Annotated in this window: 20 protein-coding genes and 1 pseudogene; 6 read left to right on the forward strand and 15 right to left on the reverse strand. The window is 56.5% G+C overall.

Annotation, left to right across the window (positions count from 1 at the left end):
• Positions 1–33: 33 nt before the first annotated feature.
• From merA to G3A56_RS28095, 4 genes are read right to left on the reverse strand one after another with little or no spacing between them, the layout of a single operon-like run.
• A complete protein-coding gene (merA, locus tag G3A56_RS28080) occupies positions 34–1,476 on the reverse strand; it encodes a mercury(II) reductase (RefSeq protein ID WP_164057015.1) in 1,443 nt (480 codons plus the stop codon).
• Complete coding sequence (locus G3A56_RS28085) at positions 1,477–1,734, reverse strand: hypothetical protein (protein WP_003501076.1); 258 nt, start codon at positions 1,732–1,734, stop codon at positions 1,477–1,479.
• 11 nt (positions 1,735–1,745) lie between these two features.
• The gene (locus G3A56_RS28090; protein WP_164057016.1) at positions 1,746–2,033 is read right to left on the reverse strand and encodes a cation transporter; all 288 of its coding nucleotides are present in this window, start codon (positions 2,031–2,033) and stop codon (positions 1,746–1,748) included.
• Positions 2,034–2,049: 16 nt separating this feature from the next.
• The gene (locus G3A56_RS28095; RefSeq protein ID WP_003501072.1) at positions 2,050–2,463 is read right to left on the reverse strand and encodes a mercuric transporter MerT family protein; all 414 of its coding nucleotides are present in this window, start codon (positions 2,461–2,463) and stop codon (positions 2,050–2,052) included.
• Positions 2,464–2,561: 98 nt separating this feature from the next.
• Here G3A56_RS28095 and G3A56_RS28100 point away from each other — a divergent pair, with 98 nt between their 5' ends.
• Positions 2,562–3,002 (forward strand): MerR family transcriptional regulator, encoded by a 441-nt coding sequence (locus G3A56_RS28100; RefSeq protein ID WP_023517540.1) that lies wholly within the window; start codon positions 2,562–2,564, stop codon positions 3,000–3,002.
• A gap of 66 nt (positions 3,003–3,068) precedes the next feature.
• Positions 3,069–5,927, forward strand: a pseudogene (locus tag G3A56_RS28105) (Tn3 family transposase); the annotation flags it as partial.
• A gap of 282 nt (positions 5,928–6,209) precedes the next feature.
• On the opposite strand, the gene repC reads toward G3A56_RS28105, so the two are convergent.
• The 4 genes from repC to G3A56_RS28125 form a co-directional block, all read right to left on the reverse strand.
• Positions 6,210–7,490 (reverse strand): plasmid replication protein RepC, encoded by a 1,281-nt coding sequence (gene repC / locus G3A56_RS28110; protein WP_164057017.1) that lies wholly within the window; start codon positions 7,488–7,490, stop codon positions 6,210–6,212.
• A gap of 812 nt (positions 7,491–8,302) precedes the next feature.
• Positions 8,303–9,121, reverse strand: a complete 819-nt coding sequence (locus G3A56_RS28115) for a class I SAM-dependent methyltransferase (protein ID WP_142174410.1) — start codon at positions 9,119–9,121, stop codon at positions 8,303–8,305.
• A gap of 585 nt (positions 9,122–9,706) precedes the next feature.
• On the reverse strand, positions 9,707–10,027 hold the full coding sequence (locus tag G3A56_RS28120) for a hypothetical protein (RefSeq protein WP_142174409.1): 321 nt from the start codon (positions 10,025–10,027) through the stop codon (positions 9,707–9,709).
• Positions 10,028–10,295: 268 nt separating this feature from the next.
• Complete coding sequence (locus tag G3A56_RS28125) at positions 10,296–11,102, reverse strand: hypothetical protein (protein ID WP_037092600.1); 807 nt, start codon at positions 11,100–11,102, stop codon at positions 10,296–10,298.
• Between the two features lie 488 nt (positions 11,103–11,590).
• On the opposite strand from G3A56_RS28125, the gene G3A56_RS28130 reads away from it, so the two are divergent.
• Entirely contained in the window at positions 11,591–11,836 is a 246-nt protein-coding gene (locus G3A56_RS28130; RefSeq protein WP_142174407.1) for a hypothetical protein, read from the forward strand.
• Positions 11,837–11,856: 20 nt separating this feature from the next.
• Here G3A56_RS28130 and G3A56_RS28135 read toward each other — a convergent pair whose 3' ends face one another.
• Both G3A56_RS28135 and G3A56_RS28140 read right to left on the reverse strand, forming a co-directional pair.
• Positions 11,857–12,711 carry a DUF932 domain-containing protein gene (locus G3A56_RS28135; RefSeq protein ID WP_142174406.1) on the reverse strand — a complete coding sequence of 285 codons (855 nt, stop codon included), beginning with the start codon at positions 12,709–12,711 and terminating at the stop codon, positions 11,857–11,859.
• Positions 12,712–13,171: 460 nt separating this feature from the next.
• Positions 13,172–13,321 carry a hypothetical protein gene (locus G3A56_RS28140; RefSeq protein WP_164057018.1) on the reverse strand — a complete coding sequence of 50 codons (150 nt, stop codon included), beginning with the start codon at positions 13,319–13,321 and terminating at the stop codon, positions 13,172–13,174.
• 154 nt (positions 13,322–13,475) lie between these two features.
• Here G3A56_RS28140 and G3A56_RS28145 point away from each other — a divergent pair, with 154 nt between their 5' ends.
• Positions 13,476–14,048, forward strand: coding sequence for a hypothetical protein (locus tag G3A56_RS28145; protein WP_142174405.1), 573 nt, complete (start codon positions 13,476–13,478; stop codon positions 14,046–14,048).
• A 540-nt stretch (positions 14,049–14,588) separates the two neighbouring features.
• Here the strand turns inward: G3A56_RS28145 and ligD are convergent.
• The 5 genes from ligD to G3A56_RS28170 all read right to left on the reverse strand — a co-directional run bounded on the left by ligD (position 14,589) and on the right by G3A56_RS28170 (position 20,644).
• Positions 14,589–15,629, reverse strand: a complete 1,041-nt coding sequence (ligD, locus tag G3A56_RS28150) for a non-homologous end-joining DNA ligase (RefSeq protein ID WP_142174404.1) — start codon at positions 15,627–15,629, stop codon at positions 14,589–14,591.
• A 92-nt stretch (positions 15,630–15,721) separates the two neighbouring features.
• Positions 15,722–16,123, reverse strand: a complete 402-nt coding sequence (locus G3A56_RS28155; RefSeq protein ID WP_142174403.1) for a helix-turn-helix domain-containing protein — start codon at positions 16,121–16,123, stop codon at positions 15,722–15,724.
• 123 nt (positions 16,124–16,246) lie between these two features.
• Positions 16,247–18,181, reverse strand: a complete 1,935-nt coding sequence (locus tag G3A56_RS29265) for a ParB/RepB/Spo0J family partition protein (protein ID WP_246231492.1) — start codon at positions 18,179–18,181, stop codon at positions 16,247–16,249.
• Between the two features lie 744 nt (positions 18,182–18,925).
• Entirely contained in the window at positions 18,926–20,020 is a 1,095-nt protein-coding gene (locus tag G3A56_RS28165; RefSeq protein ID WP_003501058.1) for a porin, read from the reverse strand.
• A 408-nt stretch (positions 20,021–20,428) separates the two neighbouring features.
• Positions 20,429–20,644, reverse strand: a complete 216-nt coding sequence (locus G3A56_RS28170) for a hypothetical protein (protein WP_003501052.1) — start codon at positions 20,642–20,644, stop codon at positions 20,429–20,431.
• A gap of 160 nt (positions 20,645–20,804) precedes the next feature.
• On the opposite strand from G3A56_RS28170, the gene G3A56_RS28175 reads away from it, so the two are divergent.
• Both G3A56_RS28175 and G3A56_RS28180 read left to right on the forward strand, forming a co-directional pair.
• Positions 20,805–22,013 (forward strand): YadA-like family protein, encoded by a 1,209-nt coding sequence (locus G3A56_RS28175; protein WP_003501049.1) that lies wholly within the window; start codon positions 20,805–20,807, stop codon positions 22,011–22,013.
• Positions 22,014–22,048: 35 nt separating this feature from the next.
• Positions 22,049–22,861 (forward strand): invasion associated locus B family protein, encoded by an 813-nt coding sequence (locus G3A56_RS28180; RefSeq protein ID WP_003501047.1) that lies wholly within the window; start codon positions 22,049–22,051, stop codon positions 22,859–22,861.
• The last annotated feature ends 45 nt before the right edge of the window (positions 22,862–22,906 follow it).

Genomic DNA, 22,906 nt, shown 5'->3' on the forward strand with positions numbered 1-22,906 from the left:
GTGACTTGAGTAGGCACCCGTTTCCCTTTCGCCTCACCCCGCGCAGCAGGACAGTTTTTTCACATCCCTGTCGAAGGTCTGAGCCGCAAGCTTCAAACCTTCGACAGTCGTCAGATATGGAAAGATCGTCTCCGAGAGATCATCGATCGTCAGGCCGCAGCGGATGGCCAAGGCTGCCGTCTGAATGCTGTCAGCACCCTCTGGTGCAAGGATGTGAGCGCCAAGGAGTTTCCGGGTTGACCCGTCGGCGACCAGCTTGATCAGGCCGCGCGTGTCGCGCGCCGCCAGCGCCCGCGGCACATTGTCGAGGGAAAGGACGGAGGTGCGAACCGAATGTCCGGCAGCCCGCGCCTGCACTTCGGTCATGCCGACGCTCGCCACCTGCGGATCGGTAAAGACCACGGCGGGCATTGCGGTGTTGTCGTAACTCAGGCTGTTGCCGTTCAATGCGTTCTTGGCGGCGAGCTTTGCGCCATAGGCGGCCATGTAGACGAACTGATCTTTTCCGGTTACATCGCCGGCGGCATAGACGCCCGCCTTCGAGGTGCGCATGCGATCATCAACGATGATGGCCCCGGCCGGTGTCAGGTCTATACCGGTTTCAGCAAGCCCAAGGGCTTCAGTGTTCGAGCGGCGTCCCGTCGCCACAAGAATCCGCTCGGCAGTCAAGATTTCCGGACGTCCGTCCCGCGCGATGGCGAGGGCAACACCACCATCATCGGTCTTGCGGGCGGACTCGTAGGTAATGCCGCTGACGATTTTAATCCCCTCATCGGCCAGATAGGTGGCAAGCGCAGCGCCGATTTCGGGTTCAGCCTCCGGCAGAAGCCGGCTGCGGAACACGAGTGTCACTTCGACACCGGCCCGTGCGAAAGTCTGGGCAAGCTCCACGCCGATGTAGCCGCCGCCAAGCACTATCATCGAGCGTGGCAGCTCGGTCAGGGCGAGCGCTGTCGTGCTGTCGAGCGGCGATACGTCAGCGATCCCCGGAATCCCCGGCAACGCCGGACGCGCACCGGTGGTGATGATAATTCGCTCGGAGCCGATGTGCTGGCCCGCGACCTGGACACCGCCGTCAACGAGGCGGGCCGGACCTTCGTGGTAGACCACATTGTTGTACTCCGGCAGCAGATCAGCGTATTTCGCCTGTCGCAGACCGGCAACCAAAGCGTCTTTCTGGGCGATCTGAGCGGCCCAATCAACCACGCGCGCGCCGCTTTCGATCCCATCAAACCGGGCAGCCGCATCGTTGGCGTGACGTACAGCCTCCGTGGCCCGGATCAGGGCTTTCGAGGGCACGCAGCCGATGTTGACGCATGTACCGCCGATCGTGCCATGCCCGACAAGAGCCACTTGGGCGCCTAGTTCGGCGGCCGTGATCGCGGCGGAGAAACCGGCCGAGCCAGCTCCGACGACCACAAGATCATAACGGCCGTTGCCTTTGTTGGAAGTTGGAACGTCGCAAGCTTCACACATTCAATTCACCTTTGTTGTCTTGTTATTCATCGAGCAGCAATTGGCATCCGCTGATGAGGCGGAACGCCGACGCCGGTAAAGATAAAGTGCGGACGCCCCAATCGCGGCGAGAGCGATCGGGATCAGCACATAGCCGGCCGCTGCGAACCATGCGGAAAAGCCAAAAGAGCCAGCGGCGACCAAAAGAAATGGCGCGGCGCAACAGATGACGGCGAGAAACCCGACTCCGCCAAGGCCGATGAACTTTCCATCTGTCATGCTGAACCTCCTTACTGCGAAACGCCGGACGGATAGCCAGCATTGGTGGTTGCGGTGATCAGCGCGGCGACATTCGTCTGGCTGTCGTCAAAGCGCACCTTCGCGATCGCCGCGCCGGTCGCCTCCGATACATCAACTTCGAGCACGCCTGGAACGTTGCTGAGCGCCCGCTTCACAATCGGGCCGCAGAGTTCGCAGGTGGCATTGGCAACATTCAAGGTTACGGTCTGCTCGGCGGCAAAAGCGTGACCACCCGTCAGCAGGGACGCAGTAAGGGCAATGAGGGGCAGGATTTTCATGAGATTCTCCTTGGGATTAAGCATCGAGGACAAGGCGGGCGGCGTAGGGAAAGCCCACGGCGATAATGATCAAGACAGTTGCGACCCAAAGGCCGATCTTGGCGTTCCGATGGGATGATGGACGCGCGCAGTAGGAACCCTCGGCGCATTCAGCCGCCTTCGGCCTGCGATAGACGAGATAGAAACCGTAGCCGAGGCAGGCGAGCGCGATCGTGATAAACACAGGCTGGTAGGGTTCGAACGCGGTCAAATTGCCGATCCACGCGCCGCTGATGCCAGCGAAGAACAAGGCAAAGGGCAGCACGCAACAGGTTGCTGCGCCCAGTGCCGCAACGATGCCGCCGACCGACAGCAATGCTGCCCGATCAAAACCCTTTTCGGCTGGCTCTGTGACTGTATTTGCCAGCGTCCGTGTTTCATCCTGCATCATCGTTCACATGCTCCCGCAATTGATCTATCGTGACCCTAGTGCCTGTAGCGACTACAGGGTCAAGCGAGAAATTTTCACGGATTTGTGCGAGCTATGTGATGACACAGAATGATGAATTTTCGATCGGCGTGCTGTCCGAGCGCAGCGGCGTCAACATAGAGACGATCCGCTATTACGAGAAAATCGGCGTCATGCCGAAGCCCGCCCGCAGCGCAGCGGGTTATCGTATCTACACAACTGAACACGCAAGGCGGCTGCATTTCGTGCGGCGCGGCCGTGAACTCGGCTTCAGCCTGGACGAGTTGCGCGGCCTGCTTCGCCTGGTCGATGGGCATACCTACACCTGCCGGGAGGTCCATGCGCTCACCATCGAACATTTGAAAGATATCCGTCAGAAAATCGCCGATTTGCGGCGTCTGGAGCGGGCCATGTCGAATATGGCGGCGCAATGCACCGGCGATCAGGTTCCAGAATGTCCGGTCATAGATGCCCTTTTTGAAATGCGGTCAATCAAGCGTTCCCGCTCCGTTCAAGCTTAGCGTACGATTTCGAGCAGCTCTTGTTCTGACCCCTCTAAGCTACACCACTCCCCGGGACACGATCCGGAGATCCGGAGACGTAATCACAATCGGCTCGGCTTCGCCATCCAGCTATGTCTAATGCGATACCCGGGTCGAGTGCTTGGAGCAGAAGAAACTCCGCCTCGCGCCATGCTGAAGTATGTTGCTGATCAGATCGGCGCCGCTCCAGACGAATTTGCCCTCTATGCACGCCGCGAAGAAACCCGTCGGGATCATATGGCGCGGCTAATGGTGTATCTGGATACGAGAAGCGCGACGCTGCAAGATCGCCGCGCCGCGCTATTGGCGGCAATTCAAGCGGCGACCTTGTCCGACGACGGTGCTGCGATAGCCAGTTCGACTGTCGCCGCGTTTCGCGAACGCGGCGCTCTTCTGCCGGCGATCGACACGATCGAACGCATCGGCCTTGCCGGCCGTGCCATAGCCCGGCGGCGAGCAGAAAGAACCCTGATTGAAGACATCCCACTCGATAGGCTTCAATCACTGGATAGGCTGTTAGAGGTTGACCCGTCGATCGGCCAGACCCGCTTTCATTGGCTGCGTTCGGCACCAGAAGCGCCGGCCGCGTCGAACCTCGTCGGGCTGACCGAGCGGATAGCCTTTCTGCGGCGGCTGGAGATCGATCCGGAACTGCAGGCGCGCGTGTCATCCGGACGGTGGGACCAGATGATCCGGGAGGGCAACGCAACGCCGGCTTGGCTTGCCAACGACTTCAACGCCAGCCGTCGCCACGCTCTGATCGTGGCCCAAGTCATCAAGCTTTGCCAGAAGCTCACGGACGATGCGGTGACGATGTTCATCAAGCTGATGGGTAAATTGTTCTCGCAAGCCAACAATCGAAAGAAGCAGCGACAGATGGACTGCAGGGCGAATACCGCCAAAGCGCTGCGCATGTTTCTAGATACGATCACCGCACTGCAGTCCGCCAACGACCATGGTCGGAACGCATTGGATGTTCTCGACCAAAAAGTCGGTTGGGACCGGTTGCTTCGGATGAAGCCTGAGCTTGAGTCGATGGTCGACGACAACGAGGCACCGCCGTTGACCGTGGCAGCCGAACAATACGCGACCGTCCACAAATACATTGGTGCATTTCTTCAGGCCTTCACGTTTCGCTCGGCGCATCGCCACGACCCGCTTCTGGCGGCAATTGCGCTGCTGAAACGGCTTTATGCCGAGAAGCGGCGGACACTCCCTGATCGCGTGCCGCTCACCCATCTCAGCCAAACTGATCGACGGCTTATCTTCGAACAAGGGAAACCTGATCGCCGTCTCTACGAGATCGCCACGCTAGCGGCTTTGCGAGACCGGCTTAGATCTGCGGACATTTGGGTCGACGGCAGCCGATCTTTCCGGCCGATTGACGAGCATCTGATGCCGCGGTCGACATTCATCACGATGAAGGAAGAAGATCGTCTCGGTTTGGGGGTCCAAGGCGACGGCGCGCAGTGGCTTGCTGAAGCGTGCCAGATGCTCGAGTTCAACCTGCAGCGTCTTGCGCACAGAGCACGATCCGGAAAGCTCGAAGGAGTTCGTCTTGAGGCCGGAACGTTGATCGTCACACCAACCGTCGGCGAAGTCCCCGTGGCAGCAGAGGAACTGAATGCCGAGATCAGCGATATGTATCCGTTGGTCGAGGTTCCCGACTTGTTAAGGGAAGTGCATGAATGGACCGGCTTTGCGGATCACTTCACGCATGTTCGTACCGGCGACATCCCGAAAAATGTCTCTGCCATGCTCGCTGGTGTACTGGCCGATGCGACGAACCTCGGCCCAAAGCGAATGGCGGGCGCATCCAAGGGGATCAGCGCTCACCAGATTGGGTGGATGCGCACATTCCATGCCCGATCGGAGACCTACCGCGCGGCGCAAGCGTGCATCACCGATGTCCACACCCAGCATCCGCATTCCCGCCTTTGGGGCAATGGCACAACGTCATCGTCAGATGGCCAATTTTTTCGTGCGAGTGACCGAGCCGCAAAGCGCGGCGACATCAATTTGCACTACGGCAGCGAACCCGGGACGAAATTCTATAGCCATCTATCAGATCAGTACGGCTACTTCGGCATTTTGCCCATCAGTCCGACCGAAAGCGAGGCGGCCTATGTGCTCGATGGGCTCTTCGACCAGGACACGGTGCTCGACATTCAGGAACACTTTACCGACACGGGCGGTGCCAGTGATCATATCTTCGGGCTGTTCGCCTTGATCGGAAAGCGGTTCTCACCGCGACTGCGCAATCTCAAAGACCGGAAGTTCCACACGTTCGAGAGGAGCGATGCATATCCAACCCTGTCGAACCATATCGGGGCGCCGATCAACACCGCCCTGATTCTCGACCATTGGGACGATCTGCTGCATCTCGCGGCGTCGATCACGACGCGGTCCGTGGTACCGTCTACGATCCTGAAGAAGCTGTCCGCATCTCCGAAGCAAAGCCATCTCGCGAGGGCGCTCCGCGAACTCGGCCGTATCGAAAGGTCGCTCTTCATGATCGAATGGTACTCAAGTCCGGCATTGCGGCGGAGATGCCAAGCCGGTCTCAACAGGGGAGAGGCCGCCCATAAGCTGAAACGCGCTGTGTTCTTCCACGAGCGAGGCGAGATCCGTGACCGGTCGTTCGAAAGCCAAGCTTTCCGCGCCTCGGGGCTCAATCTCGTCGTCAGTGCGATCGTGCACTGGAATACGGTTTATCTTGATCGCGCGGTCACACAGCTGAAACGAGCGGGGCGAGACATTCCTGATACTCTATTGAAACACATATCGCCGCTCAGTTGGGAACATATCAACCTTACCGGCATCTACACATGGGATGCCGAACATCAGATGCCGAACGGATTTCGATCGCTCCGCTTTCCGGCTAGGCTAAGGAACGCCGCGTAAGTTCTCATTCCGTTCGTCCTTAGCGTACGATTTCGGACTGCTCTTGTTCTGACCCCAAACTTCGCGCGATCTTACCGCACGGCCATTCAGCGCCGCCCCTGGTGCCGCTTTGATCAACCTCGCAAGCGTCGATCGCAGCAAGTCGAATCCGTTGATCGCGGATGCTTATGGTATCGCCATCGATGACCCTGGCTGTCCCCGATATCGTCGAGACAGGGGGTTCAGCACCCGCAGGAAACGCCTGAATCAGCAATCCCGCTGCCAATGAGATCGCGAGCCGGTTCATATCCGCGCCTCAGCGATATTGCGATTGACGAGAGCGTGCACGGAGCGGGTCAGATGCAAGGTGCCAGCTGCCGCCCGTTCGGTCATGGCCCGCAGATAGCCTCCCGGCGATGTAACCTCCTGCATATCCTGCTTTTGAAGGGTGACGGCAATCGCAACCGCGGCCGCCTGTTGGCCCATCTGCTTGATGGCGCGGTCGCGGGCGTCCGGGGATATCCCGGCAACCACGGCCATATCGGGCAGGGCGCGCATCAAATCTGCCCACGTCCGGACGCGGAACCCCCACGTTTGGGTTATTACAGGCGCAGCGCGCAGCAGGTCGCTAAGTGCCACTAGGCCATCCGACTGCCTCATCGGCCGCTTGTCACCCTCGGCTTCGCCGCACAGGCTTTCTTCAAAAGCCCCTTTGCTGGCGTAGCCAGCCCGTTGCAAATTATGTTGTGCGGCGGTAGCCGAACGCCGTTCATCATTACCAGACAGATTGGGATAGGGGTTTGTATTCTGTATGTGCTTATCGTTTCCGCGATACAGGCATACTATATTTTCGTTGCAGGATGGCTGCTCTTGTTGCTTGGCGACCCCGCTAATGCGCCTTGCAATCCATTCGAGCAGGCTGGTTGCGCGATGCAAGACAGCGCTTGGAGCGCGGGCTGGCTTCCCAACTCTATCGATGATCCGCTGCAGCCGTCGTTGAAGCTTTGCGGCGACCTGAAACGCCACTCCCTCTGCCTCATCTATGAGATTGCGCACCATGCGCAAGCTGCCGCGATATCGCCGCGCCGCCGCGTTCGTCGCCGCCTCTTCCTGCTGTGTCGTTCGGACCAGTTCAGAAAGCTCGCTGTAACGCGCGACGAGGATGCGAAGGTCGATCCCGCACGCCTCTGTTGCGCCGCCCTCTAACGATCGTTCGGAGTAGCGCTTGTAGTTCCCACTATCCTGCATGGTGATGAGGCCGCGATCAAAAAGGCGCGACAAAATCGCACTGACGCGGTTCTCTGAACGACCAATCTCGAACGAGAGTTGTCGGTTCGATTTGAAAACCACGGGCCGACCGTTTTTCTCAAACGCTTTTTTAGGAGCCGTGTTGATGAGGCACCTTAACAGTGTGGTTTCAGTCGAATTGACAAGACCTGTGCAGATAAGCTTGTCGACGAGTATCGCAAGATCGGACCGTTGAACGATACCAAGCTCCGTTTGCTCTGCAAGCGCAAGGTATCGCACGCGGTCAGGCGTGATCTTCCGGCCGGTAGGCCGGGTAGAGTTGAATGGCGTCCCCATTATCGTCCGCTTTCTAAAAGCTGTGACAAGGCAAAGAGATACCGTTCGCCGAACCGGCGTTTTTATTATTGACTTTGAGGCGGAAGGATGTGAAAAAGGTTTTGGCTTATTTATTTTCTACATCCACCCGCTTCCGGACTTGTTCGGGAGCGGTTTTTCTTTTTGGGCCTGTCTATCGTCTCCGTTGCTGTTAAAATCCCAAGGTGGAGAATGATTCTCCTGCCTCAGTTGGCGCATACCATAGTGAAACATAAAAGAGTTATCAAACCTTTCTTCGATTTTTCGCGAAAGGTTGGCGTAGCGCGCTGAAAACCGTTTAAAATCAAAGGTTTTCCCAAAAGATTCGATTATTGCGCCCGACAAGGGCGCGATGCGAGGCAAAAAAACTGCTCTGAAATCTTACGAATCTTGTTTCTATTGGCCAGAATCGACGCCGAATCGAGTGCCGATGTTACCAGAGATTTTTACAGGGGGCGGGGGCGCTTGGAAATTTTGTGCAACGGAGTTATATTCAGTTGCGGAGTGAAGCGCCGGGTTTCCCCGACGCTCCGTTTCCTAGCTAATGAATTGAACCCGGATCGTGAGTGTCCAGCTCGTCCGGGTTCTTTTCAATTCTAGGGCAACGCTAATAGGCATAAGCCACATATTGTTACCTCCGTTTGAGAGCGAGGCCTGTCGCCTCAGCCAGAGCGGCCCATCCTCTCTGGTTGCGCGGGCTGGCTCCGCGCTTGCTGCTTTCGCTCTCAAAACTCGTTGTGCGAAGGCCGACGCGGCCTTTCACACAATCAATCTCGTACCAGATCGAACCTATATCAGAATAGTGCCAGTTGTTGGGCCTGATGAGTGGCCGCAAGCGGCAGGGAAACAGATTCTGTCTTAGACGACTTTACACGACAAACCTCGGCAAAATCAAAACATGCAATCTCCGTGATGATGCTTGTGTCTTTCCATTCGTTCTTGAAAATCGATGTATCGACGCCGACGCCGGCATCCATAGTAAGGCCGGTCGCATTTTCGAAATCCACACCCTTTCCCTTCGTATGACGCTCATAAAAATGGCGGCCTGAATATTGGAAAGATGCGGACTGCTGCGGAATGATGAACGCGCCATAGTCGGCCAGCTCGGCGGCAATGTCGATCACATGAAACTCGAACTCACTCCCACGGTAACGCGGGCCGTTGGCGCTGCGGCGGACGCGGCCAAATGGCGGGTTGCCGATCGCTATATCATAGCGGCCAAGGTCCAACTCCCGCCAGTCGAAAACATCTGCATTGATCCAGCGGGCCTCCGGCACAAGTTTGCGACCGACTTCGCAGTATTTCGGATTGATCTCCACACAAGTCAGTTCCGTGGCGCGGCTGCCATACCTGGCACGCTGGCCGACGAAATAGGAGAGAACGCCGATACCCGCGCAAAGATCGATCACGCGACCGCCAGCGCCATCGAGTGCGAAGTCACCAGCCAGATCAAACGGCGTGAAGAAAGCGCCTGCTTCGCCATTGATGAACTCCGCGCCCTCATGCCAATTGCGAAAAACAAACTCGCGCTCGTCCTCGGTGAGCCGATCCTTGGTTAGAATTGCCTCGGCTTCTGCATGTGCCTTGCGCTGTGCCTTCGTGAGTTTCGCCATCGTCTAATTTCCTATTTCACGCATAGCCCCGCAGTGGGCGAAGCCTTCACCCACCGTTCCGGTGGATGTGCTCTCACATCCTCCGGAACGAAGGGGGGAGGGCGAAGCCCGCTCCCCGTTGGTGCGCGGGTCTAGTCATGGGTCTGGCTGGCTGAAAAACGGAAGGTTCGCCGCCCTGGCGGTGAAAGCCGTTTTTCTGACGGATGGACAGGCGGCAGCCTGCTTGCCCATTGGCGAGATCTGCGCACCATCGTAGAGCGGGGAAATCAAACAGTAGGGGAGGGCATTAAGCGCAGCGTATGCTCATTGCGAATGAGACCGCTAAAGCGGTCACTTTTTCCTTCTTCTGGAGCCGCCCTCGCGTGAGGTGGGGCGCCGGGAGGGGACGGGGATGCCGTGTCCCATCATTATCGGCCGCGGTCGCGGCCGGAGCCTTCGCCGTCACTTCGGCGCTATGGGGAGCGCGTTCTGGCTTCGGCTCAAAACGAACGTCATTGAAAATGAAGGACTATCAACGAGATTCGACCGCTCTGTGACTGAACTAGTGCGCCAGGCCGAGAGGTTTACGATGGAGCTGGCTCAGTATCAGGATTCTGCGGCGCGTACTCGGACCAAAAACGGGTCCAAGAAAGGCACTGTTTCCCAATCATCTCCACCATATTCCTCTGCGTGAGTCTTTCGCCACGCGATTTCCTCGGCGGCAAGGGCGCGAGGCATGACGCCGATAACGTGAAAAAGCCCACCCAAAAGACCAGATGCTAGAGCAAGGGTATTGATTAGTGCGACTGCCGTGCCACTCCAGAAGGGCAATTCCGAAACAGCAAGCAAAATCATCATGACCGCGCCCGGAATAATAAGTCCGGCGCGGACTGCCGGGCTTTTCGCGATAGTGACAAAATTGGGCATGGCTCAAACTCTCACAGCTTCAGGCTACCAATCGCTGCTCGATCTCTGTCGCATGCAGCACCACCGGACTTCACCATAGACGAGGCTTGGCAAAAAGAGAATCGGCAAAGTCGTGAAATGGGCGGGGGGGGAGTTCGAGGGGCGGGGCTTCAGGGGAGCCCTTCGAAGCCGGTCGGGTTCCTCGCAAAACCCGACCGGCCGCCGCATCTCCTGATGCGGAGATCTTAGGATCTAAATTTGGACAACCGCCAAAAAGCAGCCCGTGCAGCTATTCGCGCCAATGCTTCGCAACCCATTCTACAGGGCGCATGAAATGACGAAGAAATTGAAAGGGGCGCTTTCGGCGAAAACCGTAATCGACGAATGCTTTTAGATGCTGTCGCAGAGTAATGCCTTGACGACCCGACCATCCGCCACGGATGGCATCCTCCGGCAGGATTTCTCCGGGAAAAATCACAATCTTTGCGCCCGCCGGGAGTCGGGCGGGAAAAAAGAGGTTGAGTGGGAAGGGAAGCAAACACTGAAAACGGAAATGACGGATCCATTTTCCCGGAAAAAACTTGATCCCGCCCGGCGCTTCACGCGTGACAAATCGCTGTTCATATCCATATTTCTCGGCTACACCCGCGGGATCAGCGGCAAACTTGGTCTGAATGGGAACGAGCTTACCAATCGGAAAACGATAAACGGATGTCTGCCCCAGACGCTCGAACGGCTTTGCCGCATTTCGTGCCAAGATCACGTCCTCGGGATTACCGAATGTGAAGAATCCGTCCAGTGAGTCCGTTACAACCAGATCCAGATCCAAAAAGAGCACGACCCCTGATAGCGATCCCAGCTTTGGTCCCCAAAGGCGTGACTTGGGCCATATACCGCGCCTTGTTTCTGGAATTTCGTAGTCGATAACAGGAAGATCTTCACACAGGACTTCGGAGCGGATTCCCTCCCGACTGTCAGTAAAGCAGGTGAATGTGAACGGTGGAGTTATGTTTCTCTCCACCATGGCGTAAAGCCGGTTGATATAAGGCGCACCGTATTTCGTACCCCAATTTATACAGATAATCTGCTTTATCACGTCACTCGGTCCAGAAAGCGCCCCGGCCAAAAACCAGAGAAAGGGTATTGTAGCACGGGTCGGTCTATGACCTAGTTCATGGGTCAAGCTACGCCGAATTTTTCGCCATGTCGACTAACGATTGGGTCGGAGAAGCTCCAGATTATCCTGGGCAAGCAGGCCAAACCGAGTTCAGCCGATTGCTGTTTTCGTCCGAAAACAAATGAATGCCGTCCAAAGACGGGGATATCCTTATCTCCTCGCCGACCGCCTGGCCTATGCGTTCGCGATTGCGCTCGAGGCGGGCTTTTAGCAACCCCTGCACATTGGTCCAGTCGAAACGCAAATCGGGTGGGCGGGGAGGTCGAGGGGCGGGGCTTTAGGGGAGCCCTTCGAAGGCGGCCGGGTTCCTCGCAAAACCCGGCCTGTGGTATCGCCGCATCTCCCGGCGTTCCCATTCATGTAATCTAACAGAGAACCGCAAGCGTCAATCCGCTCATGCTAGAAAGATGAGCGGCAATGCGCTGTGCCTCGTCAAAATTGTCGCAATCGGTGATGGCTTCGCAACCGCCCTCAATAAGATGTCCGTAGATAGTGAAAAATTCCGCATCGGCGCGGGACTGCCCGCCCTCGATGCACGTACCGTCTGCCCCTTCCTCGGCGGCATCGATGCAGCCGCCAAGTTCAAGGTTCGTGAATTTGCTCCAGTCTGGCTCTCGAAACGCAGTGCAGCAGTTGAAAAGCTCTGCAGGTGAAAAAGAAGGGCCGGGGCGCATTAGCGTGCGCCCTTCAACTTGGCCATTTCGGCTCCAAGGTGCCAAAGTGCTTTGTTCAGCTTTATGTCCTGATCGATGCCAGTAACGGCGCGTGACTTTACGCGGCGCGGCCGTCCAAGATCGTCGCGACCAAAAGCCCGGAGGCCTCCCTTAATCGCGTTCTCCTGCACCACATTCCACGTCGTCCATAGGTCATCGGAAACATCATCGGCGCGGCGCTGCTTCAAAAGTTGGGCGGGCTGGATCGGTGTTGTTACGGCGCCGTCCGCATCACCGAAACGGAGCATGTGGGCGCTCTGTGCAAGAATTTCCTTCTCATCACTATTGAGACGTAGCGTAGACCAGTCCTGCGGGGCCGCCAGCGCGTTTTCGGCGGCCTTGAGGACCGTATAGGTGCCGTCGATGACTTTCGCCTGTACGTCACCAGAATGGCGAACCTTGATTTCCTCAATCGTGCCGGTCTGCGTCACGAGTGAGTTGAGGCAACGCACGCGGAAGAGGCCAGCCATCAATTCATAAGCACTGCTGCCGTCGTTGGCATTCTTCAGGAGGATTTCGCAAACGGTATCGCCCACGCTGTAGATCTTGCCATCGTCGATGCGGCGAAGGCGAATAAGATGCTTGGTATAGTCTGCCTTGCTTTCGGTCCGTGATGATGACTGCTTTGCACCGACAGCAACAAAGCCTTCCTTTTCGAGGCCACGGAGGACTTCGATTGTGGGGATCGGCTGAAAACGCTCTGACCGGCTTTCGTGCGCCGTCTTGGCAAAGATCGACGGGGCGAGTTTGCGCAGCTCGTCCTCAGTCAAAGCGCGGCCGGTGTCGAAACGTGCGGTGCTTGTGTAAACGGTCATGATTAAGTCTCCAACGGTTCCCGAAATCCGAGAGGCAAGCCCGCAGTGGGCGAAGCCTTTCACCCACCGTTCCGGTGGATGTGCTCTCACATCCTCCGGAACGAAGGGGGGAAGGGCGAAGCCCGCTCCCCGTTGGTGCGCGGGTCTAGTCATGGGTCCGGCTGGCTGAAAAACGGAAGGTTCGCCGCCCTGGCGGTGAAAGCCGTTTTTCTGACGGGCGGACAGGCGATAGCCTGCTCGCCCATTGGCGAGATCTGCGGACCATCGTAGAGCGGGGAAATCAAACAGTGGGGAAGGGCATTAAGCGCAGCGTATGCTCATTGCGAATGAGACCGCTAAAGCGGTCGCTCTTTCTCTTCAGGACAAGTGATCGTAACCGGAACGGCGGAGACGGCCGCCAGGGCGGCTCCGTGGCGAAGCCATAGAGCGCGCTCGCAACGCGATGGCCCGAAGTTGATGATCATGCGCTGAGGGGCATGGGAGCGTAGGCAGCAGCAAGCGAGATATAGAGGAACACCATGAAAATCTTGGTACCAAAAACCCAACGAGGGTGAACTAGCGCCAGGACATGGACTGCGGCGATGATGAAGTAAATGGTTGCGGTGAGCATGGGCGTTTCCTTGCAATTGGCTTCTAACCAAAAAGGACCTCAGCTCCATGATTTTATCTCAGGGGAAAAAAAAATAACGAAGTGAGATAAATAGACGGGTCTGGTGTCCCATATAAACGAAGGGCAGAATTGCTCGAAGAAAATGCGAGGCATAATGATCACGTATTCATTGAGCGATTTTGTAGGGTCCCTGTCGACAAAGGACTTTGAGCTGCTCCACAAGCGTTGGGTTCTCTATGCATCACGATTGATCGCGAAGCACGGATGTCAGACGCGTATCGAGCCAACCGAAGTGGTCGGCGAGACATTCTATTTGGTCGAATCCTCCGCGAGGGGCTATGCGTGTCCCGAAGGCATGGATATCGGAGAGTTTTTCGTTTCGAAGCTCCGTACAACCGTCGAGCGGTTAGCAAAGCAGGTTAAGCGTGATGCAAAACGTTCGACCGAGTTCAATGACAATCTTATTCCGTGGCAACAGGAGGGGGAATCGTTCTCCGAGTACGCAGATGAACTGACGGAAAAGTTACGCTGCAGCCTAGCTGACGGCCGATCTTCTGAGGGTCTGATCAAGTATGTCACGATGATGCCCCACATTATCCAGGGTGGCTTCGATCAGAACTATGCGGCAGAATTGCTCGGAAAGACCACTGGCAACCTCGCGAATTATCGACATCGTATCGAATCGCGTTTCTTTCCTACAAGCGCACTCAAAAAGCACGGTAAGTGAGCGCAATCAACTCAAGGGTTTTCTCATGTCTAATTACACCACTGATGTCGTCGAGCGAGACGCTCTATGGAGTGAGATTTCGGACCTTTCCTCCGCTGAACTTGACCTTGAGCTGAACGCAATGGGCGTATCGGCGCGAAAAGTCGCAGAAGCGCGTGTAACACTCCAAAGCTATGTTTCTATTTCAGAGGCTAGCTCTACCTGCTTTGAAGACTTGTGGCCTATCTGCCGATCATCGGTTGGTTCAACGCTTTGCACACACAAGGTAATATACAGGAGCGATGGCTCGTGTCTAACGTTCAAACTAGAACATCCAAAAACGGAAACCGAATTGGATCAGACCTTACTCTTATTTAACGCAAACTTTGCGGCCCATAACCTAGCGCAGAACAAATAGAGCCATGTCCTATCGCTTCGCGATGACTTGCCGTGTCTGCCATTAAGCTATCGTAACCGGAACGGCGGAGATCGAAGCAAAGCGGCTTCGTGCCGAAGCGATAGGGCGCCGTCGCACATTGTGCGATGGCGCGAATAAGGGCCTTAGCAAAGGCGATAGACCTCAGCGTTGTCCTGCACGTCGCGAACGCCTTTGTATGATGCATGACGAAGTTTGCCTTCAAGCGTCCGCGCGCGATATTCGACTTCAGCGATCAGCGTTGGCTGCGCCCAGACGATATTCTTGCGTGCGCCTGTGTAGACAACGGGCGGCCGCTTGCATTTCAGACGGTCGAGAAGGGCGCGGAGCTTCTTCGTCTGGGCTTCCTTAAAACCCGTTCCCACCGAACCGACATATACAATGTCGTCGCCGCGATAGGCGGCGAGCAACAGCGACCCAATTCCGCCGAGCGCGTTGGTGGACGGCTCGTAGCCGATAATGAAAAAGCTGTCGCTCTGAACGCACTTGACTTTGAGCCAGTCGCCTTGGCGGCCGGATCGGTAGGAGCTATCGCGATGTTTCGCGATAATGCCCTCGAGACCAAAATTGCAGGCGGATGCGAGTAACGCATCGCCTTCCGCTTCGATGGTTTCGGAAAACATGATACCAGGTGTTTCGGCGGGAATAAGATCCTCGAGGACATGTCGGCGAGAGGATAGCTCCATGCTCCTTAGATCGTGGCCGTCGAAATATAAGAGGTCGAAGGCGACGAAAATCGCGTCGGAAGATTTAGCGCTGCCTGAAGCTCCACCGAGCGATTTTTGCAGAAGCCCGAAATCGGATCGGCCTTGTTCATCCAGGACAACAGCCTCGCCATCGATGATAGCAGTCGCCACGGGTAGTTTCTCCGCGGCGGCCGCGATCGTCGGAAAACGATGTGTCCAGTCGTGGCCTCCGCGAGTGAGTATGCGAACGCGGCCGAGCTCGATGTGAACCGCAATGCGATAACCGTCCCATTTGACCTCGAAAAGCCAATCGTCACCTTTTGGAGGCCTAGCTTTGAGGAGTGCAAGGCACGGTTCAACCCGGTCCGGCATGGGATCGAGCGGCAAGTTTGGCTGAGCGGGATCCCGCCTGCGGCGGGCGCGAGAACGCAGCGGTTCATCATGCCTCAGAAGAGGCTGAGTTTTTCTTGGCTTCTTCATCGGGTGAGCCTAGCACGAAGCTTTTACAAAACGTCACCATTTCGACGGAAGGGCCAGTTGGACTGGCCTCTTTAAATCAGTGGTCTCGTTCCTCAGGAACTGACGTCCTGAGAAGCGATCGATTTGACCAATGAGAGGACCTTTCGCCTCACGTCGCTGTTTTCGATTTTTGCAAAGGCAGTGTTTAACGCTATCGCCTCAGGTGTTTGGAGAAATTGCGTGAAATCGTTTTCAGGTGCTTCGCCCTGGCTCTCCGTAGAGGCGCTGTCCTCGAAGAAGGTTGCCACGGGAACATCGAACACGGCCGCGATTGCCTGCAAGCGGCTGGCACCGACGCGGTTCACTCCTTTCTCGTACTTCTGCACCTGCTGAAACGTGACACCCAGCTGCTCAGCAAGTTTGCTCTGGCTGAAGCCGAGACGCATGCGGTGTAGGCGGATACGAGCGCCCACGTTAATATCGATCTGGTTTGGGGTTTTGGGCGAATTCTTCATATCAGGTCCTTCGGGTGGGCGGGGAGTTCGAGGGGCAGGGCGACAGGGGCGCCCCTCGACCTGGTCAGACACGGAATGGAAACCGGTCGCAGCCGGGAGAAGACTGCGACCGGCGCGGCTGCTTTACGCAGCCGCTTCGGGGAACTGGATGATATCGGCTGTTTCGGCAATTTCGTCCTGCTCGGCCTCAATCGTCTCGGCATCACCTTGGCTCTCAGACGAGACGTTGTCGAGAACGAGGGGCGCGGGGAGCCATCCCGTGCCTTTGAGGCTCTTGGCAGCGTATGCAGCGGCTTCACTTTTCTTCATGTCGCTGATTCCCTTGGCGAAATCCTCGCCCTTCACTTCCGCCACGGACGCCTGAATTGTCGCACGGTTCATATGAGTAAAGCAGTTATCGACGGTCGGCTCGAAATGATTGCGCATGTCGGTGCCAAGTGCGGCCGCAAGCTGCTTTGAATGGTTGAAATGCTTGGAATTCCGATAGGTTGTTTTTCCTTCGACAACATTCACCGTTCCTGCGGCGGCAAAGGCCAGAAGGTCAAGCAACTGGTTCGGCTTCAAATCCATGCACCAGTCCCAAAGGCCCTCGGGGTTCGATGGAAGGCGGCTTTTGATATCTTCGAAGGCCACATCCAGATCGGCAAGGGCCTTGCAGTTCTGCGGCTCCTTCAAACTGCCATCGAGGCCGAAACTCTTGCCGGAGATTTCGAGGCACGAATAGTCGGTCGCAGCATAGCTGTAGAACGAGGATAGCAGCATCGCATGGACAACTGCCACAAGTGCCACGTTGTGGTTTTTGCTGAGTTCCAACCGCAGCGCAGCGGTCTTCTGTGCCGTGAGGTCTTCGACAAATGGCGCAGAAAGTTTCGCGGACTTGTCCTCCGGGGCTTCGGATTGCGGCGCAGCAGTAGCCTCTTTCACTTCTCTGCGGACGAACCCTTTCTCGACCCGCAGCTGACCGTTGTGGTTCAGAGCGATGAATACACCACCCGCCGAGACGACTTCGGGGGCGAAAGCTTCCCTTTCCAGCGCATTAAGGCTTTCCGTGATAGCGGCAACCCTGTTCTCGGCGTCGTCGTCTGCGACGCCCGCTTCGATCAGCTCGGACAATCCTTCAAGCTCGCTGGTGAGAGCGTCATGCTGAGCCTGTTCGTCCTCTGACAAGATGACCTGCTCCGGATAGTGCCGCTCAAACTCTCTGACAGAAGGATAAGACCATTCGGTAAGGTTTTCGACCCATGCCCATCCTTCGGCTTTTAATGCGGCAATGGTTTCTTCGAGTTTTCGAGCGACAAGGCTTTCAACAAGCGCTGGATCGTTGGCAAAACCGGAATCGGTCACGAAAAGGTCGCGCGTGACCGTGCCGCCCGCTTGTTCATAGGCGGAGAGGCCGCCAATAAACACCAATCGCTTATCACTGGCGGAAACACCGTCCTTTACCAGAGCGCTTTTAATCACCGAGGCAGAGCGGTTCCAAGAGGGCAGGGTGTCCCAGACGTGTTTCTGTTCGGCATGGTCGTCTGAAATCGTAAAAGCGGAAAGCTGCTCGAAAGTCATTTTACCTGCGGTAAACTCTTTGTGCAGGTCGGGGTGGACCTTCGAAAGCTTCAACCGGCGCTGGACAATAATTTCTGTCGTAGAGAAGCGCGCCGCGATGTCAGCGATCGGCAGGCCGGATTCGGCAAGATGCGCGAAAGCATGGTACTGCTCGATGGGGTCCATGTCGTCACGCATGATGTTTTCAGCGATGGACAGGGCAATCGCTTGCGCCTCATCGATCTGTTTCACCATGCAATCGAACTCAAAATTCTTCGGCAGCCGGCCCTGCTCGATGAGCAGACTAACCGCCCGGAAACGACGGCTACCAGCCGTGATGAAGTAGTGGCCTTTTTTCTCTGCGGGACGAACAACAATGTTCTGCAGGACACCTTCATGCGCGATGCTTTCGGCCAGTTCGGCCAGCTTGGCAGCATTGAACGTCTTGCGGGCATTCAAAGGGTCGATAGCAAGCTTCGAGGGGGCGACTTTAATGGTAGCGGCGATTTGAGCGGTCATAGTCTTATTCTCCAACGGTTCCCGAAATCCGAGAGGCAAGCCCCGCAGTGGGCGAAGCCTTTCACCCACCGTTCCGGTGGATGTGCTCTCACATCCTCCGGAACGAAGGGGGGAAGGGCGAAGCCCGCTCCCCGTTGGTGAGCGGATCTAGTCATGGGTCTGGCCGGCTGAAAAACGGAAGGTTCGCCGCCCTGGCGGTGAAAGCCGTTTTTCTGACGGACGGACAGGCGATAGCCTGCTTGCCCATTGGCGAGATCTGCGCACCATCGTAGAGCGGGGAAATCAGAGAGCAGGGAAGGGCATTAAGCGCAGCGTATGCTCATTGCGAATGAGACCGCTAGCGGTCACGCCTTTGTCCGCAGAAAGGACAAAAGCGCTATATCGGCCCAGAGGTCAGGACACGGTATTTTGGAGAAGAAAATATACCCAAAAAACAGAACTCCCCGGCCTGGAGGACCGGGGAGCGAAACCTAGGGTGGTTCTAGGCCAACTCTGACTGGAGTCAGTATGCTCATCCCGTGGACAAACGGGGTGGATCAGAGCTTTCCAACTCGCTCGTGAGGTTACCCAAGGAATCGATTTTTGTCTAAGGAAAAATCGTTTGGACAACTTATTTTTATTGCGAAAGGGGCGGGAGTGCCACAGCGCAAATTGCCTATGGGATCAACTCTGTAGGCACCCTATGACACAAAAAAACCCCGGCATTTCTGCCGGGGTTTCCATCACTGACATTGTCAGATCAAATTAGAACGAACGCTGAAGGCGAACGAAGCCCTTCCACTGTTCCTGATCAACATCGTCTTCGTCGTAGTAGTTAACTGCGACCTTCGTGGAGAGACCCTGCGTGATCTTGTAGTCGATCGTCAGGCCAGCCTGCCATGCGTCACGGTCAGACCAGTCGTTGGTGACGATTGCGGTGCGGGTCGTGCCAACAATGCCGATACGGTCAGCAACGTTACCGAAGTACTGAGCACCGGGGGTGATGGTCAGCTTGTCGGTTGCCTTGATTGCGTATTCAGCAGCAACTGCCCACTCGGACTCGGCGTAGTAAGCGTTTGCGCCGGAAGCCCAAACACCAGCAAGACCAAGCGTGCCCGGGCCGAGGTCAGCCGTAGCGATCAGGCGAACTGCGCCTTCTTCCTGGTCGATGTCGTAGCCGCCGATGAGCTGCAGCGATGCACCACCGAGCTTAGCGCCGAGGCCGAGAGCGATACCAACGTTGTTGTCAGGCTCCTGCGAAAGCGGGAACAGACCGCCAACAGCCGGACCCGTGATCGTTGCGAACTGGCTGCCAGTACCTTCGAGCTCGTCAACCGAAACGCCTGCCCAGAAGGAACCTGCGTCGTAAACGTAACGAGCGGAGTTGAACAGAGCGTTCGTGGAGAGAACGTCAGACTCGCCAGAGAGGCCATCGTCCCACCAGCTGTAGAACTTACCGACCTTCAGGCCGCCGAGTTCGATGAAGGCCTGGTCAACGAAGACGCTGGACGTGTCAGAACGACCGTTGTCAGCATTGCCACGGAAGCCGATGAAGCCACGCAGAGCGCCGAGCTCGGTGTCGGTGCGGGTGTCAACTTCGAACTGAGCGCGGGTGAAGGAATCCCAGTCAGAAACGCCAGACTTGTCACGACCGAAGTCGGTCTGGAAACGAACGTAACCGCCGAACTTCAGGCAGGTTTCAGTGCCGGGGATGTAGAAGAAGCCGGTACCGAAAGCGTCGCAAACGCGAACGTATTCCAGGGGCTCGGGCTCAGCAGCGACGATAGCGTCAGCGGCCTGTGCGCCGGATACTGCTGCGAGAGCCGCAGCGGAGCCGATGAGAAGGCTCTTAATGTTCATGGTTGACCTCCAGTCAGATGATTTAATAACGCAGCTTTTGAGCCGGTTTATCCGGCGTTGGTCTGCGTTAGGCAACAGATGGCAGATTATTCAGGCTGTATGCAACGATTGGTCATTGTGAAAACCTGTAAATGCACCGCCTAATTCAAGCCATGTATCATAAAAGCCACACAAATTAGGTGTGCACTGCAGAAGACTCCAAGACATTAAAACATCGTTAGCGCTCAAGCCGCGCTCACACGTCGCCTTCCGCCAAAAGTCGCCCGATGAGAATCAAGAAATCCTTTTATGTTTCGCACTGCCGGGCGGCGGAAAACATCAAATGTGTTTCTGATATTGCCAATTTTCGCGAATTCCGGCGAAATTTGGCGAAATCCCAAACGTATTTTGATATGCTCATAGTTGATTTTAGGCCGATATTCCTGCATTGATTGGCATTGCCACGCCGAAATAGAGGCAAAAAAGGTTTATATCGATGAAATGAGTTGGCCAGCGTGCTCGCAACACGCTGGCCGGTCTTCCCCGAACCCGAACGGTCGAATTCAAAGGAAAGTCCATGGAGCTTCCATCTTTCAAGTTTGCCGGAAACACACTTTTAAAGCTGTTAATTTCCAGCGCCGCCATTTTACCCCTAAACGCTCGGCTCGTTGCCGCTGCTCCTGCTGTGGGGGGAACGAACGGATGTGTCGTTGGGTACGGTGGTTACTCAGGAAACCCAAATACCGGAGAGTCCGGAGGAGGCACCCTTCCTTATCGATGCGGTGTGGGAGACCAAGGAAGCCTAGTGAATGGCAATTTTGTCACCGCAGGCGAAATCAACAACGCGTTCAACCAGATCCAAAACGAGTATCAGAACTACGTCAATCAGCAGATTGCGAACAGCAACAACGGGGCGAAGGACGCGGAGCAGGACGGCCGGCTGAATGGTCACGATCAGGCCATTACGAACATCAACAATAATATCACCAACATCAATAACACGAACGTAAATCAGCAAAACCAGCTGAATGACCATTCCACGCGGATCGAAGCTGGCGAGCAGAAGGATGTGGAGCAAGACGGTCGGCTCGACAGCATTGAACAGAAGAATATTGAGCAGGACGGCCGACTTGACGGCGCCGAGCAGAAGAACGTCGAGCAGGACGGCCGGCTTGACGGCGTCGAGCAGAAGAATGTCCAGCAAGACGGCCGCTTGGATGGCCACGATCGGGACATTGCCGGGATCAAGAATACAGGCGTCTTCTATAATACCGATGCGAACGGCAACAAGAGCGGTGGCCTGACGTTGAACGACGGTACCGGAAATCCGGTCCAGATCGGGAACGTCGCCGCCGGTAAGGCGGCGACGGATGCGGTGAACGTTGCTCAGCTCGATTCGACGGTCGCCGCTCTCGGCGGGGGCGCAAAGATCAATGCCGATGGAACAGTACAGGCTCCCATCTACGAAGTCGCCGGTCTCGCTTATAACAACGTTGGCGACGCGCTCAAGGCGACTAATGAGGCTGCTGTGCAATACGTCACAGACGCCAATGGGAAACGGACGAATGATGTTGTTTTAACGGGTAACGGCTCGGGTCCGGTCCGGATCCACAACGTGGCTGACGGCAAGGCCGACACCGACGCAGCGAATGTTCGTCAGGTAAAGCAGGTTGCGCAAGAGTCGAAGAACTATACCGATCAGCGCTTTTCGGAGCTGCAGACGCAAAGCTCCGACCAGTTTTCGTCCCTTAGCAGCCAGATCGAGCGGAACCTTCAGGAGACGCGAGGCGGTATCGCGACCGCGATGGGCATGGCGGCGCTACGCTTCGACAATAACCCCGGTAAGCTTTCCTTCGCGTCAGGCTTGGGCAGCTTCAAGGGCGCGACATCGGTCGTCGCCGGCATGGGTTACACGTCCGAAGACGGTGTAGTCCGCGTCAACGCGTCCATGGGCTATAATTTCGGCGAGAACGACCTTTCGTGGAACGCCGGCGCATCCTTCACCCTGAATTAAATCGGGGTGCTCCCCAACTTTGACTGGAGCCAAATATGAAACGCATGTTTTTTAGCCTGGCGTTCGCAAGCGCGGCATCAATGAGCTTGGCTCAAGAGGCCGTTTTGCCTGATGCACCCACGGCGACGGAAGTCGCCGAGCAACCGGCCCCACCACCAGCGAACCCTTTCGCCGTCCGCGCGCCGGTTGCGGATCCGGGCGAGGTGGTGGACCTCGGAGACATCCTTACGATAAGCCGGGGCTTCGACGCTTGGACGCTCGGCTGCAGCGTCCGTATTTCTTCAGGCCGACGCTCGTGCTCGATTGAGCAAATCATCATCGATAATGGAGCGGACAAAGGCCTCAAATCATCGGTGAAATGGGGAATTGGATCGAGCGCGGCTAAAAAGTCGCTCCTGTTTATCCACGTCACCAGCAACTTCGGATCTGAGAGCGGCATGCGTCTTTCCTTTGCCGGCGTTGAAAAAACAATCCCGCAGCAGGAGTGGTTCTGCTCAAACGAGGGCTGCGTGACCGCTTTTCCGTTTGAGGGCATCGTCCAGTCCGCCATTCAATCCACGCAGGAAATCGGCTTCGGATATAAAGTGAAGGGTCCGAGCGGCGAACTGGTTGATGTCGAACTCTCCGGCCACATGGGCGGCTTCGAAAAAGCGCTCCAGGTTGCCGCGACGAACCCGTTTGCCAGCGTGGCGCCGGCACCAAAACCTGCTGAGGTGAAAAAAGAAGAGGCTGCCGCCCCTGAAAAGAAAGCCGTCCCACCGCAGCGGCAGGCTAAAAGCGCCCAGCTCCCGCAACAGAAGCACCGGCAACAGGGTGAGAGACCACGGCCGAAATCTGAACTCTATTAAGAAAAGAGCCCGCTTTTAGCGGGCTTTTTTTTGGGATGATAATTC

This window comes from Rhizobium oryzihabitans, from assembly GCF_010669145.1.
In the GTDB taxonomy this organism is placed as follows: Bacteria; Pseudomonadota; Alphaproteobacteria; order Rhizobiales; family Rhizobiaceae; genus Agrobacterium; species Agrobacterium oryzihabitans.

Coding starts and splice junctions, on each gene's coding strand:
- merA (WP_164057015.1), bottom strand. CDS start 1,476: ATGTGTGAAGCTTGCGACGTTCCAACTTCCAACAAAGGCAACGGCCGT.
- G3A56_RS28085 (WP_003501076.1), bottom strand. CDS start 1,734: ATGACAGATGGAAAGTTCATCGGCCTTGGCGGAGTCGGGTTTCTCGCC.
- G3A56_RS28090 (WP_164057016.1), bottom strand. CDS start 2,033: ATGAAAATCCTGCCCCTCATTGCCCTTACTGCGTCCCTGCTGACGGGT.
- G3A56_RS28095 (WP_003501072.1), bottom strand. CDS start 2,463: ATGATGCAGGATGAAACACGGACGCTGGCAAATACAGTCACAGAGCCA.
- G3A56_RS28100 (WP_023517540.1), top strand. CDS start 2,562: ATGACACAGAATGATGAATTTTCGATCGGCGTGCTGTCCGAGCGCAGC.
- repC (WP_164057017.1), bottom strand. CDS start 7,490: ATGGGGACGCCATTCAACTCTACCCGGCCTACCGGCCGGAAGATCACG.
- G3A56_RS28115 (WP_142174410.1), bottom strand. CDS start 9,121: ATGGCGAAACTCACGAAGGCACAGCGCAAGGCACATGCAGAAGCCGAG.
- G3A56_RS28120 (WP_142174409.1), bottom strand. CDS start 10,027: ATGCCCAATTTTGTCACTATCGCGAAAAGCCCGGCAGTCCGCGCCGGA.
- G3A56_RS28130 (WP_142174407.1), top strand. CDS start 11,591: ATGAGCGGCAATGCGCTGTGCCTCGTCAAAATTGTCGCAATCGGTGAT.
- G3A56_RS28135 (WP_142174406.1), bottom strand. CDS start 12,711: ATGACCGTTTACACAAGCACCGCACGTTTCGACACCGGCCGCGCTTTG.
- G3A56_RS28140 (WP_164057018.1), bottom strand. CDS start 13,321: ATGCTCACCGCAACCATTTACTTCATCATCGCCGCAGTCCATGTCCTG.
- G3A56_RS28145 (WP_142174405.1), top strand. CDS start 13,476: ATGATCACGTATTCATTGAGCGATTTTGTAGGGTCCCTGTCGACAAAG.
- ligD (WP_142174404.1), bottom strand. CDS start 15,629: ATGAAGAAGCCAAGAAAAACTCAGCCTCTTCTGAGGCATGATGAACCG.
- G3A56_RS28155 (WP_142174403.1), bottom strand. CDS start 16,123: ATGAAGAATTCGCCCAAAACCCCAAACCAGATCGATATTAACGTGGGC.
- G3A56_RS29265 (WP_246231492.1), bottom strand. CDS start 18,181: ATGACCGCTCAAATCGCCGCTACCATTAAAGTCGCCCCCTCGAAGCTT.
- G3A56_RS28165 (WP_003501058.1), bottom strand. CDS start 20,020: ATGAACATTAAGAGCCTTCTCATCGGCTCCGCTGCGGCTCTCGCAGCA.
- G3A56_RS28170 (WP_003501052.1), bottom strand. CDS start 20,644: ATGGCGGCGCTGGAAATTAACAGCTTTAAAAGTGTGTTTCCGGCAAAC.
- G3A56_RS28180 (WP_003501047.1), top strand. CDS start 22,049: ATGAAACGCATGTTTTTTAGCCTGGCGTTCGCAAGCGCGGCATCAATG.